Annotated in this window: 15 protein-coding genes and 1 pseudogene; 6 read left to right on the top strand and 10 right to left on the bottom strand. The window is 71.7% G+C overall.

Going from position 1 to position 16,689, the window contains the following annotated elements; translation table 11 throughout:
• Positions 1-160 precede the first annotated feature (160 nt).
• Together ACIG87_RS29910 and ACIG87_RS29905 are read right to left on the bottom strand one after the other, a co-directional pair.
• Positions 161-979, bottom strand: a complete 819-nt coding sequence (locus ACIG87_RS29910; protein ID WP_396854966.1) for an ABC transporter ATP-binding protein — start codon at positions 977-979, stop codon at positions 161-163.
• Complete coding sequence (locus ACIG87_RS29905) at positions 972-1,865, bottom strand: ABC transporter permease (RefSeq protein ID WP_396854965.1); 894 nt, start codon at positions 1,863-1,865, stop codon at positions 972-974. Before ACIG87_RS29905 ends, ACIG87_RS29910 begins: the two co-directional genes overlap by 8 nt.
• A 168-nt stretch (positions 1,866-2,033) precedes the next feature.
• On the opposite strand from ACIG87_RS29905, the gene ACIG87_RS29900 reads away from it, so the two are divergent.
• Together ACIG87_RS29900 and ACIG87_RS29895 are read left to right on the top strand one after the other, a co-directional pair.
• Positions 2,034-2,669 (top strand): TetR/AcrR family transcriptional regulator, encoded by a 636-nt coding sequence (locus ACIG87_RS29900; RefSeq protein WP_396854964.1) that lies wholly within the window; start codon positions 2,034-2,036, stop codon positions 2,667-2,669.
• Positions 2,670-2,902: 233 nt separating this feature from the next.
• Positions 2,903-4,885 (top strand): DUF6077 domain-containing protein, encoded by a 1,983-nt coding sequence (locus tag ACIG87_RS29895; protein ID WP_396854963.1) that lies wholly within the window; start codon positions 2,903-2,905, stop codon positions 4,883-4,885.
• 24 nt (positions 4,886-4,909) lie between these two features.
• Here the strand turns inward: ACIG87_RS29895 and ACIG87_RS29890 are convergent.
• Positions 4,910-5,002, bottom strand: a pseudogene (locus ACIG87_RS29890) (IS3 family transposase); the annotation flags it as partial.
• Between the two features lie 453 nt (positions 5,003-5,455).
• On the opposite strand from ACIG87_RS29890, the gene ACIG87_RS29885 reads away from it, so the two are divergent.
• From ACIG87_RS29885 to ACIG87_RS29875, 3 genes are all read left to right on the top strand, one after another.
• On the top strand, positions 5,456-7,210 hold the full coding sequence (locus ACIG87_RS29885; protein ID WP_396854962.1) for a CDP-glycerol glycerophosphotransferase family protein: 1,755 nt from the start codon (positions 5,456-5,458) through the stop codon (positions 7,208-7,210).
• Positions 7,211-7,394: 184 nt separating this feature from the next.
• A complete protein-coding gene (locus tag ACIG87_RS29880; RefSeq protein ID WP_396854961.1) occupies positions 7,395-8,051 on the top strand; it encodes a response regulator transcription factor in 657 nt (218 codons plus the stop codon).
• 10 nt (positions 8,052-8,061) lie between these two features.
• Positions 8,062-9,510: an ATP-binding protein gene (locus ACIG87_RS29875; protein WP_396854960.1), complete on the top strand. Its 1,449-nt coding sequence runs from the start codon at positions 8,062-8,064 to the stop codon at positions 9,508-9,510.
• 3 nt (positions 9,511-9,513) lie between these two features.
• On the opposite strand, the gene ACIG87_RS29870 is transcribed toward ACIG87_RS29875, so the two are convergent.
• The 4 genes from ACIG87_RS29870 to ACIG87_RS29855 all read right to left on the bottom strand — a co-directional run bounded on the left by ACIG87_RS29870 (position 9,514) and on the right by ACIG87_RS29855 (position 13,768).
• Entirely contained in the window at positions 9,514-10,416 is a 903-nt protein-coding gene (locus ACIG87_RS29870; protein ID WP_396855007.1) for a TAXI family TRAP transporter solute-binding subunit, read from the bottom strand.
• A 167-nt stretch (positions 10,417-10,583) separates the two neighbouring features.
• Entirely contained in the window at positions 10,584-11,252 is a 669-nt protein-coding gene (locus tag ACIG87_RS29865) for a hypothetical protein (RefSeq protein ID WP_396854959.1), read from the bottom strand.
• Positions 11,253-11,349: 97 nt separating this feature from the next.
• Positions 11,350-12,138: a peroxide stress protein YaaA gene (gene yaaA, locus ACIG87_RS29860; protein ID WP_396854958.1), complete on the bottom strand. Its 789-nt coding sequence runs from the start codon at positions 12,136-12,138 to the stop codon at positions 11,350-11,352.
• A gap of 22 nt (positions 12,139-12,160) precedes the next feature.
• Positions 12,161-13,768 (bottom strand): hypothetical protein, encoded by a 1,608-nt coding sequence (locus ACIG87_RS29855; protein ID WP_396854957.1) that lies wholly within the window; start codon positions 13,766-13,768, stop codon positions 12,161-12,163.
• A gap of 226 nt (positions 13,769-13,994) precedes the next feature.
• Between ACIG87_RS29855 and ACIG87_RS29850 the strand changes: the two genes are divergently transcribed.
• Complete coding sequence (locus tag ACIG87_RS29850) at positions 13,995-15,035, top strand: App1 family protein (protein ID WP_396855006.1); 1,041 nt, start codon at positions 13,995-13,997, stop codon at positions 15,033-15,035.
• A 17-nt stretch (positions 15,036-15,052) separates the two neighbouring features.
• Here ACIG87_RS29850 and ACIG87_RS29845 read toward each other — a convergent pair whose 3' ends face one another.
• The 3 genes from ACIG87_RS29845 to ACIG87_RS29835 all read right to left on the bottom strand — a co-directional run.
• Positions 15,053-15,268 (bottom strand): hypothetical protein, encoded by a 216-nt coding sequence (locus ACIG87_RS29845; protein WP_396854956.1) that lies wholly within the window; start codon positions 15,266-15,268, stop codon positions 15,053-15,055.
• A 181-nt stretch (positions 15,269-15,449) separates the two neighbouring features.
• Positions 15,450-15,713, bottom strand: coding sequence for a hypothetical protein (locus ACIG87_RS29840; RefSeq protein ID WP_396854955.1), 264 nt, complete (start codon positions 15,711-15,713; stop codon positions 15,450-15,452).
• 146 nt (positions 15,714-15,859) lie between these two features.
• The coding region (locus ACIG87_RS29835; RefSeq protein ID WP_396854954.1) for an ABC transporter ATP-binding protein at positions 15,860-16,689 on the bottom strand (830 nt) is incomplete at its 5' end.

Here is a 16,689-nt window from a genome sequence, read left to right as displayed (position 1 = left end):
TCACTCTCGGGGATGTCTGCACGCGTTCCGGGGGTCGCCCTGAACGGAAGATTGCGCCAGCATGGCGACGGGATGAACCTTAACGCGCGGACCGCGCCGCCCCAACGGGACGACGCGGTCCGTCGGGCGTCGGTTCGATGCCGTACGTGCGCCCGGAATACTACTTGCCGTTGGCGAATGCCTCGTACGCCCGGATCACCTCGTCGGTGGGTCCGTCCATCCGGATCAGGCCGGACTCCAGCCAGATCGTCCGTTCGCAGGTGTCCCGGACCGAGGAGAGCTGGTGGCTGACCAGGAAGACCGTGCCGGCCCCCTCGCGCAGCTCCCGGACCCGCTGCTCGCTGCGCTTGCGGAAGCCCTTGTCACCGGTGGCGAGCGCCTCGTCGACCAGCAGCACGTCGTGCTTCTTGGCGGCGGCGATGGAGAACCGCAGCCGGGCCGCCATGCCCGAGGAGTACGTCCGCATCGGCAGGCTGGCGAAGTCGCCCCGCTGGTTGATCCCGGAGAACTCGATGATCTCCGGCGTCATCCGGGCCACGTCGTCGGGCTGCATGCCCATCGCCAGGCAGCCCAGCGTGACGTTCCGCTCGCCCGACAGGTCGTTGAGCAGGGCGGCGTTCACCCCGAGCAGGGACGGCTGGCCCTGGGTGTAGACCGCACCCCGGTTGACCGGGAGCAGCCCGGCGATGGTCCGCAGCAGGGTGGACTTGCCGGAGCCGTTGCTGCCGATCAGGCCGATCGCCTCACCCCGGTACGCGGTGAAGGAGACCCCCTTGACCGCGTGCACCTCCTGGATGTTCGGCGCGGAGGAGCGCTTGACCAGCCGGCGCAGCGCGGCCACCGGTGTGCTCCCGCCGCCGGCGCCCTTGTGCACCCGGTAGATCACGTGCGCGTCGTCGACCACCACTGTGGGAATCCGTTCGACGACCCGGGGAATGGTCACCGTGACGTCGTTGGACGTCTCGAACCGATCATCCACGGCCGTACTCCTGTTCGCCGCGCCAGAAGTAGATGAAGCCCGCGACCCCGCCCAGCACGGCCCAGCCGGCCGCCACCAGCCAGAGCTGGGTCAGTGACTCGTTGAGCAGCGGCGCCTGTTCCAGCAGCGCGTACCGGGCCAGCTCGATGTAGACCAGGACCGGGTTGAACTGGATGATCGTCGAGGCCCAGTCCGGCAGCCGGTCGAAGAGCTTGACGCTGTAGAGCACACCGGAGCCGTACATCCAGGTGCGCAGGATGAACGGCATGACCTGCTTGAGGTCGCTGGCCTTGGAACCCAGCCGGGCGACCACCATGACGACCCCGGCGTTGAAGAACGCCTGGAGCAGCAGCGCCGGGGGCAGCATCAGCCAGGCGAGGGTGAGCGGCTCGCCGGTCACCAGCACGATGCCGATCAGCACGATCATCGAGGCCAGCAACTGCTGGAACTGGGTCAGCGTGGCGGCCAGCGGCAGACAGGCCCGGGGGAAGTGCAGCGCCCGGATCAACCCCAGGTTGCCGCTGATCGACTGGGTGCCGGCCAGCACCGCGCTCTGGGTGAAGTTGAAGATGAACAACCCGGTGGTCAGGTACGCGATGAAGTTCGGGATGGTGTCCTGCCCGAGCACCACGCCGAAGATCAGGTAGTAGACCGCGGCATTGGTCAGCGGGGTGAGCACCTGCCAGATCTGGCCCAGCTTGGCGTTGCTGTACGAAGCGACCAGTTTGGCGTTGGCGTACGCGGCGGTGAAGTGCCGGTAGGCCCACAGTCTGCGGCTGTACTCGGCCAGGGAGGGGCGCTCGCCGGCGACCCGCAATCCGTGCCGAGCGGCCAGCTGCGCCTGGGTCAGGCCCGTTTCGGGGTCGACCAGCGCGGTGGTGGCCATGGGTAGGGCGCTCCGATCTTTCGTACCAACGGGATGCGCGCGACGATGAAATCTGTGGGCTGGCTGTTAGCCTCGTCGCTGCGTGGACGGTAGTCCAAAACACGTCGGGACGCAACCGTACCGTCGTTGCGCTACATTGGCCCACGTGACAGGTGCGAAGAGGCCCCGATGACCAGCGACAAGAGGCGTGCCCCGGCTGGCGCCGCAGTGCTGAGGGGCGACATCACCAGAGCCATCCGCCGTGCGCTGATGCAGGAACTCGCCGCGGTCGGATACGGGCGGCTCTCCATCGAGGCGGTGGCCCGGCGGGCCGGGGTGAGCAAGACCGCGATCTACCGACGGTGGAGCTCCAAGCTCGACCTGGTGATCGAGACCGTGGTCGCCGCCGCCGGCAGCAAACTGCCGGCGCTGGACACCGGCAGCCTGCGCGGCGACCTGACCCTGCTGTTCCAGGTGGTCGCCCACGCGTTGAGCCACCCGCTGGCCTCGCAGATCATCCCCGACCTGCTCGCCGAGGCGGCCCGTAACCCGACCATCGACGAGACCCTCCAGCAGTTGCTGCGCGTCAAACAGCAGGAGATCGGCGGGCGGCTGATCGTCCGGGCGGTGGAGCGCGGCGAACTGCCCGCCGACACCGACGCCGACGCGGCGGTCGACCTGATCGTGGGGCCGCTCTACTGGCGGCTGGCCATCGCCCGTACCCCGCTCACGCCGACCTACCTGGACCTGCTGGTGGAGTCGGTGGCGACCGGCCTGGCCGCCGAGGGCACGCTGCCCCGCCAGCGGCAGCCTTCGGTAGGGTGAGTGACCACATTCCCCGGGCAACACCGCCGGAGATGACCTCAGGGAGCGCCCGACAGGCTGCCCCGCCCATCCGGACACCTTCCGCGCGGATGCCGGTACCGCCATCCGGTGCGTGTGCGGAACGACGACAAGGACAACTCGTGACGGAAGCCGAAGTCGCTGTGGTGGCGCCTGTGCCAACCGACCGAGCGAAGAGATCCACGTCGAATGCCGTGCGTCGGATCAACGTCTCGGTGGCGGCTGCGCCCGTGTTCATCACCGACGCGGCGGTCGTCAGCTTCGCCCTGTGGACGCTGCTCTATCACCTCAACCTCGTCCTCGGCCTCCGTCCGTCCGTCGTGTTCGCCGCCTGGGTCGTCACCTTGCCGCTCGCGGCGCACGTGGGCTGGCGGGTCGGCTCTCGCCGGACGAGCGACCAGGTCGCGCGGGGAGGCGGGGACGAGGCCGGGGCGTCTCCCGGCACGCCGGTGGGGGCCGACTGGGCGGAGCTGATTCGTCGTTACGGCGTTCCGGTCGGTGCCGCTGCCGGTGCCGCACTGTTCGCCGCACTCGGCACCGGGCCGTTGAGCTGGTGGCTGGCAGTGGGTCTCGGGCTGGTGGCGATCGTCTCGGCATGGGTGGCCCTGCCGGTGAGCGACCGCTCGACCACCCCGGTGCGGTCGGAAGGAACCACCCCCGTCCAGGGATACGTGGTCGGTCTCGCCGCACTGGCGGCCGCGGTGTTCTCGACCTTCATCGCCCGGGTGTCCCTCGACGACGTCTTCTACGTCGGCAAGTCGGTCTGGGTGGCCGAACGGGACCAGATCCCCTACCGCGACTTCCTGTTCACCGAGGGCGTTCTCCCGGCGGGATCGGCGAACCCCCCGGTCCCATCCTTCGAGGTGTTCATCGGGGCGCTGGCCCGGGTCCTGCACGTGCACGCGGCGTCGACCACCTGGTACCTCATCCTGCCGCTGCTGGCCGTCGTCGCGATCTTCGCCCTGTGGCGGCTGGTGCAACGTTGGGCTCCGCGACGCCCGTTGCTGGTGTTCGGTGTGGCGCTGACGTACATCGTGCTGGTGGCCGGCTATCCGGACGTGCTGAACACCTACCACCTACCGCGGCTGACCCAGGGCAAGAGCGTCTTCGTCCATGCGCTCATCCCACTCGCCTGGGTGTACCTCACCGACTTCCTCGAGACCCGCTCACGGCGGGTGCTGGTGCTGCTGGGCCTGCTCTCGGTCGCCGCTGTCGGGCTGACCACCACTGCGGTCATCCTGCTGCCCGGCCTGGCAGTGGCGGCGGCGCTGGTGCTTCTGGTCACCCGGCGGCTGCGTGACGCGGCGCTGTGCTTCGCCGCCGCGTCGGCGTACCCGCTCCTGGTCGGTGTCGGCGCGAGGTTCGCCACCGGTGGCCTCGACGAGACGGTGGCGACCTACATCGAGCTCCGGCCGCCCCGAACCATCTACGAACTCACCCTGTGGTTGGGTGTTCTCGGCGTCATCGGCGGCATCGCCATGTGGTGCGCTCCGCTCCTGCTTCGTCGTGGTGTCCCACGGTTGCTGGTTGCCGGCGCGGTCCTGACCGTCACGCTCATGCTCATCCCCGGGGTAGCGGCTACGGCGGGTGGCCTGACCGGGTTGACGGCGGTGCTGTGGCGGGTGCCGTGGATCGTGCCTGTTCCGGCGCTCGTCGGCATCCTGGCGGTGATCCGGCTACCCCGGCTGAACGTGACGAATCGAGTGCTCGCCTTCGGTCTTCCCGCCGCATTGGTGCTCGCCTTCGCCACTCTGGGGGTACCGATGTGGACCGCGAACATCCTGCAGAGCGAGCCGAGTTGGCGGATGCCCGAGACGCGGAAGAACGTGGCCTTCTGGATCGTCAGACTCGACCGTCCGCCGGGCCTGGTCCTCGCCCCCACGCCGGTCATGCGGGCGCTGCCGCAGGTCACCACGCGGGTTCGAGTGGTGATGGCGCGCGATCTCTACCTCACCGACTACGACATGGAGAGCCAGTTCTCGCAGGACCGACTGCTGCTCGGCAAGTTCGCGGACGGCACCGAGGCGGTGTCGGTGTCCGATGTGAAGGATGCCATGCACCGGGTGGGCGTCAGCGTGGTCTGCGTGTGGAAGAGCAACGTCGCCGTCGCCGATGCCGCGCCCGACTTGGGACTCGAGAGGTTCGCCTCCAGGAAGTCCCCGGGCGGTATGTACTGTTATCGCACCATTGCGGGCTGACCGCAGGTGATGTTCCCCCTCGATCGGGCTGAGCATGCCCAGTGAGCTGTGGCGGCGTTGCCGGTTGTGGAAGATCCCGAGGTATTCGAAGATCGCGTTGGCCAACTCGATCCTGGAGTTGCACCGCGCCCACCTGCCACCCGTACCCGCGGCCCAGCCCGCACCTTCCCAGGTACGGCCCGCCAGCTCTGGATCTCGTGCGTCGAGCCCCCCACCCGTCGGACGCCTGGATAAGATCATGTCCCGGACGTAGTCCTCGCTGGTCGCGCCTGCTGGCTGAGGTTGGACCGTACCGGCCCCCGATACCCGGCCGACGCAACCACGTCCTCTCGCGTTAGGGTCGATGTCACCCGCTGGCCGTCCGCCACGTGGACTTCGGGCCGCCACGCCCGTCATAGCAGTGCAAGGAATTCGGACAGGGGACGTGGCATGCACGAAGATCGGTGGCGCTACGGGTACGGATGGTGTACCTGGTGCGTCCCCCGTGCCCCAACCGACGGCCGGATCCGTCCGGCGTTCACGTCGGAGACCAATTCTCGGCCGGTCATCAATTCGTAGGGAGCGTCCTCCTTGTTCGGCACGTTACTGGAACGCACCGGCACCGCCGCCCGAGGCGCGCTGCTGGTGCTGTCCTACCTGGTCATGCTCGTCGCGGGCGTCTTCGGATGGGTGGTCCTGTTCGCCGTGGCCGGACTGGCCGCCGTCGTCGGTGAATTCGCCGTCACCCGCTGGTCGCCGCCCTCGGAGACGCTGCTGGAGAAGGTCGGCCTCAACCGGGGCTACCGGCAGCTGAGCCGCGACCTGGCGACCGTGCTGCTGGTCGCCGCCACGGTCCCGCTCACCGGGGTCGAGTTGACCTGGCTGCTGGTGCTCCCGGCGGCGGTCTGGGTGATCGCGGTCTTCGCGGGCGCCCTGAACACCATGATCGAGCGGCGGAACCCGGTCTCCGCGCTGGTCCGCAACATCGAGCTGGGCCCGATCCGCTCGGCGCCCCGCCCGCCGGAGTGGATCGCCAACCTGGCCGGCGTCCAGCTCGCGGTGCTCAACGTGCTGCTGATCCCGGCCGCCGTGGTCGCGGCGGTCCGCGCCGACGCCGTTCCCGTCCTGGCGGTCGCCGCGCTGGCCGCGGGGCTCGCCGCCCTGATCGGCGCGGTGGTCGCGGTGACCTGGCTGCGGGGCCGGGGCACCGGCAAGAGCCCGGTGCTGCCGGTGCTCCAGCGCTGGCTCGACGGTTACCGGCCCGAGGTCGCGCTCTACTTCGCCGGCCCCGCCAAGGACGTCTACCAGGCCAACATGTGGCTGGCCCCGACCGAGGCGCTGCACCAACGGGCGGTCGTGCTGATGCGCAGCAAGGAGGCGTTCTTCGAGCTGGCCGACACCCGGCTGCCGGTGATCTGCGTACCGACCGGGCCGGATTTCATGAACCTCGAGCTGGGCACGGTACGGGCCGCCCTGTACGCGGCGAACGTCGGCGCGAACATCCACATGCTGCGGGAGCCGGGCATGAAGCACGTCTTCGTCGGCCACGGCGACAGCGACAAGCAGGCCAGCGTCAACCCGTACAGCAAGGTGTACGACGAGGTCTGGGTCGCCGGCCTGGCCGGCCGGGAGCGGTACGCGCGGGCCGCGGTGGGCGTACGCGACGACGACATCGTCGAGATCGGCCGGCCACAGCTCGCCGGGGTGCACACCTTCGGCTCCACGGCCCCCGGCCGTCCGTTCACCGTCCTCTACGCCCCCACCTGGGAGGGGTGGCTGGAGGACGACCCGTACCACACCTCGCTGGTGCTGATGGGGGAACGGATCGTCAGGGGTGTGCTGGCCTCGCCGCAGGTGCGACTGGTCTACAAGCCGCACCCGCTGACCGGCTCCCGGTCCAAGGAGGCCAAGGCGGTGCACGAGCGGCTGGTGTCGTTGATCCGGGCCGCCGGTGGCGATCCGGACGCCGGTTCGCTGGACGGACCCGGACACCGGGTGGTCACCGGCCGGGTGCCCGCGCTGTTCGACTGCTTCAACCAGACCGACCTGCTGATCAGCGACATCTCCAGTGTGGTCTCCGACTTCGTGCAGAGCCAGCGGCCGTACGTGGTGGCCAACCCGAGCGGGCTGCCGGAGGACGAGTTCCGGCGTGAGTTCCCCACCTCCCGGGGGGCGTACCTGCTCTCGGTGGACTGCGGCGAGCTGGAGAAGATCCTCGCCTTGACCCGGGCCGGCGACGACCCGATGACCGACGCCCGACGGGACCTGAAGACGTACCTGCTCGGCCCGGCCGAGGCCAACCCGATGGACCGGTTCCAGGAGGAGATCGGCCGGCTCTGCCGCTGACCGACCACGGTGCGGGGCCCGGGACTGCCACTCGTCCCGGGCCCCGCACCGTTTCCGGTCGACGGCACCGGATCGGCGGTCAGGTCGACGGCCACCGCCGGCCCGGGGCTCCCCGCCGTTCCCTCCGGCCCGGTGCTTCTGCCACGATTCGCTCGTCATCCGTACGACGAACAGGGGGTCACCGGTGCGCATCCTGCTGGTCGAGGACGACCGACGGGTGGCCGCCGCCCTCGCCTCGGCGCTGACCCGACGTGGGTACGAGGTCGAGCACGCGGCCACCGTCGCCGCCGCGCTCTCCGCAGCCCCCTGCGACCTGGTCCTGCTCGACCTCACCCTGCCCGACGGGGACGGCACCGAGGTGTGCCGGGAGCTGCGGCGGCGCAGCAGCCAGCTCGGGATCATCGCGGTCACCGCCCGGGGCGAGGAGCGCGACCGGGTGCTCGGGTTGCGGCTCGGCGCCGACGACTACGTGGTGAAGCCGTTCTCGATGGTGGAGTTGCAGGCCCGGATCGAGGCGGTGCTGCGGCGGGCGGCGAACGCGGTGCCGGCGCGGGACCTGATCGAGGTCGGCGTGGTCCGGATCGACGTGTCCGCCCGGACGGTCACCGTCGACGGCCAACCGGTGGCGCTGACCCGGAAGGAGTTCGACATCCTGCTCTCGCTGGCCCGCCAGCCCGGAACGGCGGTGCCCCGGGACCGGATCCTGCTCGACGTCTGGGGCACCACCTGGGCGGACCGGCACACCGTCGAGGTGCACGTCGGCTCGCTGCGCGGCAAGCTCGGCGACCCCCGGCTGGTGGAGACCGTACGCGGGGTCGGCTACCGGCTCCGGAGCGAGTGAGGGGCGGCCGGTGCGTCGTCGACTGGTGATCAGCTACCTGCTGTTGATGGTGCTGGTGCTCCTGGCGTTGGAGACCCCGCTCGCGGCGACCCTGGCGTCCCGGGAGACCGACCGGGTCCGCGCCGACCGGCTCGCCGACGCGACCCGGTTCGCCTCGCTGGCCGGGCCGGCGTTACGTGGCGGCGGCGCTGGACCGTTGACCGGCGAACTCGTCAGCTACGACCAGCTGTACGGCATCGGGGCCGCGGTCGTCGACCGGGACGGCCGGACGCTCGTGGTGTCGACCAGTTGGAGCGCGGGCCGGGACACCCGGGCGGCACTGGACAGTGCGCTGGCCGGGCAGCAGTTCAACGGTCCGGATTCGGTCTGGCCGTGGGTGGACGAGCCGCTGGTGGTGGCGGTGCCGATCAACGACGGCGGTGAGGTGCTCGGCGCGGTGGTCACCGCCACGCCGGTGGCGAAGGTCCGCCGCACGGTCACCGCCTGGTGGCTGCTGCTCGCCGGGATCGGCCTGCTCGCCGTGCTGGCCTGCATCTCCACCGCGTTCGGGCTGGCCGGTTGGGTGTTGCGCCCGGTGACCGAGCTGGACGCGGTGACCCATGAGATCGCCGAGGGGGACCGGGGCGCCCGGGTGCAGGACCGGTGGGGCCCGCCCGAGCTGCGTCGGCTGGCGGCCAGCTTCAACCACATGGCGGCGGTGGTCTCCGACGTGATGGACCGGCAACGGGCCTTCGTCGCGCACGCCAGCCACCAGTTGCGCAACCCGCTGACCGCGCTGCGGCTGCGGGTCGAGGAACTCGGGCCGAGCGTGATCGACCAGGAGGGCCGGGCCGAGCACCGGCTGGCCCTGGAGGAGACCGACCGGTTGGCGCTGGTGCTCGACGGGCTGCTCACCCTGGCCCGCACCGAGCGTGAGCAGAACGAGCGGGTCACCGTGGACGCGGCGGCGGTGGCCGCGTCCCGGGTCGCCGCGTGGGAGCCGCTGGCCCGGCACCGGTCGGTCACCCTGCGCCTGCTGGTCTCCGGCCCGACGTACGCGTGCACCGTGCCGACCGCCGTCGACCAGGCGTTGGACGCGCTGATCGACAACGCGATCAAGTTCAGCGGGGAGGGCGGGCAGGTGACGGTGGCGGTCCGGCACCTCGACGGGGGCACCGCGCTGGAGGTGCGCGACACCGGCCCGGGGATGACCTCGGGCCAGCTCGACCAGGCCACCGAGCGGTTCTGGCGGGCCCCCGACGCGCAGAACATCGAGGGTGCCGGCCTCGGCCTGACCATCGTGGCGGTGCTGGTGGACGCCTCCGACGGCCGGCTCACCATGCACCCCGCCGAACCGTGCGGTCTGGTCGCCGAGCTGTGGTTCCCCGCCCCGCCCGCTGCCGATGCCCTGCCCGCAACCGGCGCGGAGCCGCCCGATGCCGACGGCCCGGAGACCTCCGAACCCACCGGGGCGGGCTGAGGGTCAGGGCTTCGCGGACCGGTACCAGTCGGCCGCGCCGGGATGTAGCGGCAGCGGGGTGGTGGCGATCGCCGAGCGGGGACTCATCCGGCCGGCCGCCGGATGCGCGGCGGCCAACTCCTCCCGGCGCTCCATCAACAACCGGGTCACCTCACGCACCAGTGACTTCGGCAGGTCCGCCCGGACGATCAGATAGTTGGGGTTGGCGACAGTGGTGACCGGTTCCACCTCGTACACCGAGCGGGGGATGTCCCGGGAGACGTACACCTCGCGGTAGTTGCGGCGCAGCGGCTCGGTCCACTCGCCCAGGTCCACGAGCCGGATCGAGGTGGCGTCGGCCAGCTCCTCCACCCCGCGCACCGGCAGGCCGCCGGAGAAGAAGAAGGCATCGATCCGGCCGGCCCGCAGCGCCGTCACCGACGCGTCCAGGCCGAGGTGTTCCTGGTGGACCCGCTCACCACCGAGTCGGGCCACCTCCAGCAGGCGGGTCGAGGTGACCTCGGTGCCGGAGCCGGAGGCACCCACCGAGACCCGCCTTCCCCGCAGGTCGGCGAGTTCCCGGACCGGGCCGCCGGCGGCGGTGACCAGGTGCAGCAGGTCGTCGTAGACGCGGGCCACCGCGAGCACCTTCGGTGGGTTGGTCGGGCTGGTGTCGAGCACGTCGGCCTGGGTGAAGCCCAGTTCGGCGGCGCCGGAGCCGACCAGCCGGACGTTCTCGGCGGAGGCGGCGGTGACCACCACGCTTGCTCGCACGCCGGGTAGCTCGCGGTTGAGGACGGTGGCCAGCGACTGGCCGAAGGCATGGTAGACGGCGGTCGGGCTGCCGGTGGCGATCCGGATCCGGACCGGCTCGTCGGGGGAGTCCTGGCAGGCCCCGAGCCCGCCGAGCGCGACGACCAGCAGCATCAGCAGCACCGTGCCGGCGACGGCGGGCCGCCGGCTACGCGCGGTCCAGCTACGGCTCACCCGGTGCACTCTGCGCCGTGCACCGCCCTCGGCGCAACCTCGGCGTCAGGGACGGCCGGTGTCGGGCCCGGCTCCCGGGTCGGTGCCCTGGTCGACGTCGTCGGTCGTCACGCCCCGGTGGGCAGCCGGGCGGGGGCCAACGCGGCCCGTTCCATGATCCGCAGTCGGTCCGGGCCGTCCGCGACGCTCACCACCAGACAGCCGGCACCCGGCCGCAGCAGCGCCGACACCTCCAGCAGGGACGCCGACCGGACCAGCACGGCGGCCAACTCCCGGTCGGCCAGCCGGATGCCGAGGATGTGCCGGCGGACGTGCCGGCCGCCGGCCAGCAGCGCCGAGCGCCAGGCCGCCGAGGCGAGCCGGGTCCGCCAGGCGGCCCGGGGTGTCGAGGAACCGACGGCCGGCCCGAGCAGTTCCCGACGCCCCTGCCGCCAGCCCGCCTCGCGCAACGCCACGTACCCGGTGCGGTGACCCGCCGGCACGTGCAACCGGTGCAGTTCGTACCGGCGGCGCAGACCTCCGGTGACCACCTCGTGCTCGACCGGCACGTCGAGCCGGGCGAGCAGTTGCCGCATCCGCAGCGCCGCGTCCTCCCGGTTGAACTCCACCACCCCCCGGTGCGGTGGCGGCGTCGGGCCGTGCGTGGCGACCGCCGGTGCCGGGGTGCAGCGCACCAGGCAGGCCACCTCGAACGCGTCGGCCAGGGTCAACCAGTCCAGCGGCGGCGGGGACGACGGGAGGCGTGGCCGGTCGAGCAGGCAGGGTTCGGGGGTCATCGGACCGCTTCTCCTCGGCATCGGGGTTCCCTTACCGTCGCCTGCTGGTCCCCCTGCCTCCAGCCATCGGCACCGGAATTGAGGAAATCTTGCGTTCCTACAGTTCGGTCACCACGACGTCGACCTGCCGGGGTCGCCCCGCCGTCACCGGCTGCTCCTCGATCGGATACTTCAGGTCACGCAGGGTGCCGATCAGGGCGGGAGCGGTGCGCGGCCGGGCACCGGCGACCAGCAGGTCGCGGACCAGCCGCCCCTTGGTCGCCTTGTTGAAGTGGCTCACCACCGTCCGTTCCCCCGGCCGGCGTTCGTGCAGCACCCGCACGGTGACCGTCCGGCCGGCCAGCTCCGCCGGTGGCGTCCAGGTCGCCGCGTACGCGCCGGAGCGCAGGTCCAGCACCGGGCCGCCGCCGGCCGCCGCGGTCAGCACCGGCGACAACACCCTGCGCCAGTACGCCGACAGCGCCCCCACCCCCGGCAACCGCGCCCCGATCGGGCAGCGGTACGGCGGAATCCGGTCGGTGAGTCGTACCGCGCCCCACAGGCCCGAGCTGACCAGCACCGAGCGGCGGGCCGCCCGCAGCGCCCCCGGTGGCAGGGTGGCCAGACCGAGCGCCTCGTAGAGCACCCCGGTGTAGACCTGCCCCGCCGGTGCGGTGGCGGCCCGGTCCAGCCGGGCGTTGCGGGCCAGCTCGCCACGCTGACCGACGGTCAACCCGAGGGCGGCCAGGGCGGCGTCCTCGGCCTCGGACGCGCCGAGCGCCATCAGCGCGGCCAGCACCTCCTCCCGGGCCGGGTTCAGCTCGGGCAGGGAGAGCCGGGACAGGTCGAGCCGACGACCGGTGCCGGCGTCGGCCTTCCCCTCGGAGGGCGGCAGCAGGATGAGCACCCGGAAAGCCTACGGGCCGGGATCAGCGCCACGGCCGGACGGCACTCGTCGGGTGGTACACGCGATACCCGGCCACCTCGACCAGCCGGGCGGCGTCCGCCCGGTCACCGAGCAGACCCCGCAGCCGGCGCTCGGCCGGGGAGTCGACCGGCAGCACGTACCCGGGCCGCCCCGCCTGCTCCACCCGCCGCCAGTACGGCCCGTACCGGTTCTGCCCCGGGGTGAGCTGCCCGTCGAGCACCGCGCAGACCACCCGCTCGCCGGTGTCGAAGGTCAACCGGTTGCAGGTCCAGTAGTCCCCGTAGACCTCCCGCAGGCCGGTGCGGCGTACCGCGTCGGCCAGTTCCCGGGCCCGCCGCTGGTCGGCCATGGGCGGGTCCAGCGCCGTCAGGAACAACCCGGTCGCCACCAGGGCGGTGGTGGTCAACCCGGCCAGCACCGCCGTGGCGCTCGCCCCGACCAGCCGGCCGACCACCCCGGCGGTGCCCCGCCAGCAGGCCACCGCCGCCAGCCAGAGCGGCCAGAGCACCGCCGGCAGGGAGATCTGCAACACCGACAGGTAGCGGGCGTTGGCCAGCGGATCGGTCGCGGCGGGCGGGCTGCGGACGTACGCCAGCAGGGTCAACGCGGCACCGGCGACCAGGGTGAGCTGGGTGACCGGCCGGACCCGCACGGCCGTCGGCCGGCCCGCGGTCCGGCGGTAGCCGACCAGCGCGAGCCCGGCGGCGGCGGCCAGCAGCACCGGGTAGAGCAGCCCGAACCACTCCTGCCAGCGGGCGCAGCCGGTGACCGGGCAGAGGCCGGTGGCCAGCGGCACCCCCTCCAGCAGCCCGCCGCGCACCCGGTCCACCAGCGGCGGAGTGGGGCCGGTGCCGGCACTGAGCTGACGCAGCACCGACAGCGAGTCCGCGCCGGGCGGGGCGACCAGGTTGTCCCACACCAGCGGCGTCACCCCGACCGCGAAACCGGCCACCAGCAGCAGCCCCGACCAGCCCAGCAGCTCCCGGCGGACGGCATGGAGCAGCAGCAGGCCGGCGACCGCCAGGTAGGGCGCGATCAGCCAGTCCGACCAGAGCGCCGCCCCGGCGAGGAACCCGGCCAGTGCCACCGCCGCCCGTCGCAGGCGGACCCGCCGCCCCGCCAGCCCGAGCGCGATCAGCAGGATCGCCAGCACCGCCGGTTTCACCTCGGGCCGCCCGCCGACCACGGTGAGCTGGTCGCGGACCACCCGTTCGGTGCCGAGCACCAGCAGCCCGACGGTGAAGGTGGCGAACCAGGGCCGGTAGAGCTGCCGGCTCAGCCGGTACGACAACCAGAGGAAGACCGCGTACAGCGCCACCAGCGGCAGCCGCAGCACCGGCCAACCCGGCCCGGCCACCGCCACCAGCGGTGCCGCCAGGTACGACTCGACCATGCCCATGTAGTGCTGCCCGTAGAGGAAGACCGGGTGTTCCCGACCGGCGGCGATGTGCATCGCGGCCAGCCCGAAGGTCGCCTCGTCGCTGTTCGCGGCGGGCACCGTCAACAGGGTCAGGACCAGCCGGTAACCCACCCCGGCCAGCCCGAGCAGCAGCGCGACCAGCGCCGGACGGTCGAGCCGCGCGCGGTCGGGCGGTACAGGTGTCGACACGACCAGCGCCCCCGTCGTCGTCCCGACCGGAGTGTGCCACGCCGGCCGGGACTCCCGGGCCGGATCGGGGCCGTCGACTCCCCACGTGTCCGCTCGCTCGACGCCCGCCCGGTCGCTGCCGTTGCCGTCCACCCGCCCGCCCGGCTGTCCGCCCGGCCTGCTTACCCTGCTGCCCAGCTGGGCCGCTCGCCTGGCCGCTGCCGTGCACCTGTGGCAGGGTTGCACCGTGCCATCCACCACCGCGAGCCAGCTGGCCGTACCCACCCTGCACCGGGCCGCGCGGATCGAGGACGCCCTGCACCAGTTGCTGGAGCGTCGGCTGCGGCGCACCGGATGGCAGCCCAACATCGTCGCGTACGCCGGGTACGGCGCCCCCGGCTGGGCCCGGGTGCTGTGCCGGGTGCTGCTCAGCCGCCCCGACCGGCGGCCGGGCCGGTCGGAGAAGGTCCGGGGCTGGCGCAGCTTCGCCACCCTGCCCGCCAAGCACGTCGAGATCACCATCGAGGCCGGCGACGGCGTGCACACCGCCCACGCCGACCGCAGCGGCTTCGTCGACACCGTCGTCAAGGCCGACTTCACCCCCGGCTGGGCCTCGGTGCGGCTGCGGGTCGCCGACGCCGAACCGGTCGAGGCGCTGATCCGGGTCATCGACCCGGAGGTCCGCCTGGGCATCCTCTCCGACATCGACGACACCGTCATGGTGACCGCGCTGCCCCGGCCCATGCTGGCCGCGTGGAACACCTTCGTGCTCGACGAGCACGCCCGCACGGCGGTGCCCGGCATGGCGGTGCTCTACGAACGCCTGGTCACCGCCCACCCGGGCAGCCCGGTGTTCTACCTGTCCACCGGCGCGTGGAACGTCGCGCCGACGCTGACCCGGTTCCTGTCCCGGCACCTCTATCCGGCCGGCCCGCTGCTGCTCACCGACTGGGGGCCGACGGCCGACCGCTGGTTCCGCAGCGGCCGGGAGCACAAGCGGGCCACCCTGGCCCGGCTGGCCGCCGAGTTCCCCGACGTCCGGTGGCTGCTGATCGGCGACGACGGTCAGCACGACCAGGAGATCTACCGCGAGTTCGCCGCCGCCCACCCGGAGAACGTGGCCGGGGTGGCGATCCGCCGGCTCTCCCCGACCCAGTCGGTGCTCGCCGGCAGCCTGCCCGTACCGCCCGACCGCCCGTCGTCGGCGGGGCCGGTGGGGCAGAAGTGGCTCTCCGCGCCCGACGGCGCGGGCCTGTGGAAGCTGCTCCGCGACGCCGGCCTGGTCTGAGCCGCTCCGGTCGATGATCAGCTGGTGGGCGCGGCGGTGGCGGCGGTCGTCCGGATCCCGAGACCGGCGAGTCGTTCCCGAGCGGCGGGCACGGTCGCGGGGGCGGCCGCCAGGTCCACCAGTTCGCCGAGGGGCAGCGGTTCGCCCGTCGTGGTGAACAGTTCGGGGGGGACCGGGCCAGGAATGCCGCCACGAGGCGGCGGTGGAGTCGACAGCCGCAGCCTCCACCGCACCCTCGAAGGCCACCGTCAACGCCTGGAGGGCGTTCGTCGTCCTCGACATCCGGGGTCAGCCGATGAGCAGGGCCAGGCAGAGCACGCCCGCAGCGGCGCCTGCACTCGTTGTTCCTCCCCGCGTGCGGCGTGCAGAGTATCGACAGGAGAAGATGCGCGACAAGGGCCTTTCGGGCTGGACTCAGTCGCGCGACGGAGCCAGAGCACCGTCTGGGACGATCCGGACGAAGGAGACGGTGTTCTTGGCGACGTCGACGTCCACGCCGGCGATCCAGCAGAAGCTGGCGGGGCTGGTGTCCTGACCGACAGCGCGGGGGCATCCCGTAGGCGGCGGTGAGGTCGGCCGCTGCACCCCGGCCTGAGCCGGATCGTGCAGCAGATACCAGTCCAGGCTCCCTCCTCGCTGAGGAGCGCCGGCGATGTCGGCGGCGTATGGTCGGTTCACCGGGGGTGCCGGAAGTCGTCCGGGTCGCCGAACCCGGAGGCGGGCGAGTCGTGGCTGGTGACCCCGTAGCCCCAGGAGCCGTCGAACGGTGCTCTATCACCGGTAGGAACTCACCTCGGTGTTTCCGTGCAGCGCTGCCCCGAAACTCATCGCCGCGACTCCGCTGCCCTGGTAGTTGCCGTTCGGTCGGGCAACTCCAATGACCGGCCACACCGCGCCACCAATAACGGGTCGTGGGTCGCGATGATCAGCGTGACTGCCTCTTTCGCCGCGCTTTCGATCAATAGGTCTGCGACCAGTTCGGCATTCGCGCGATCGAGGCTACCGGTCGGCTCGTCTGCCAGGATCAACCGAGGGCTGGCGATGAGTGCGCGAGCGATGGCTACCCGTTGCTGCTGGCCGCCAGAGAGCTCCGATGGCCGTGAGTTGGCCTTGCGGGCCATGTCGACGCTGTCCAGTAACGCCAGGGCTTGCTGCCGAACGTCGGATTGTTGACGTCGATAGGGGACTGTGGGAACCATGACATTCTCCAGTGCCGTCAATGACGGAAGGAGGTGGAACTCCTGGAAGAGCAGACCGACGTGCCGTCGGTACTCGACCAGATCCCGAGAGGAAAGCCTGTCTACCGGTCGTCCATCGACCGCTACGACGCCGGAATCTGGCTTGAGTAGCCCAGCGATCACGTTCAGCAGGGTGGATTTCCCGGATCCACTCGGGCCTGCGACACAGCTCGGAGTGCTGGCATCAAACGTGTAAGTCACCTCGTCTAGCACCGTGATGCGTTCGCCGTGGGAGACGAAGCTCTTGGACACCTTGGCGAGGGCCACAGATGAACCTTCCTGCACAGGTACCATACTCTGCTCCCCTTCTCTGCTCTCCTCCAGTGAGCCTTTCCGCGTAACGGCGTGAGTGCGGTGGGTGGTCGCCGTGGTGGTCGGTGCGGACACGCCCGAACCCGTTGCGGTGCAAGGAAAAG

The sequence above is a fragment of the Micromonospora sp. NPDC051925 genome, assembly GCF_044548625.1.
Lineage (GTDB): Bacteria > Actinomycetota > Actinomycetes > Mycobacteriales > Micromonosporaceae > Micromonospora.
Note: the sequence above shows the minus strand (reverse complement) of the source record. Positions and strands in the feature narration are given on the sequence as shown.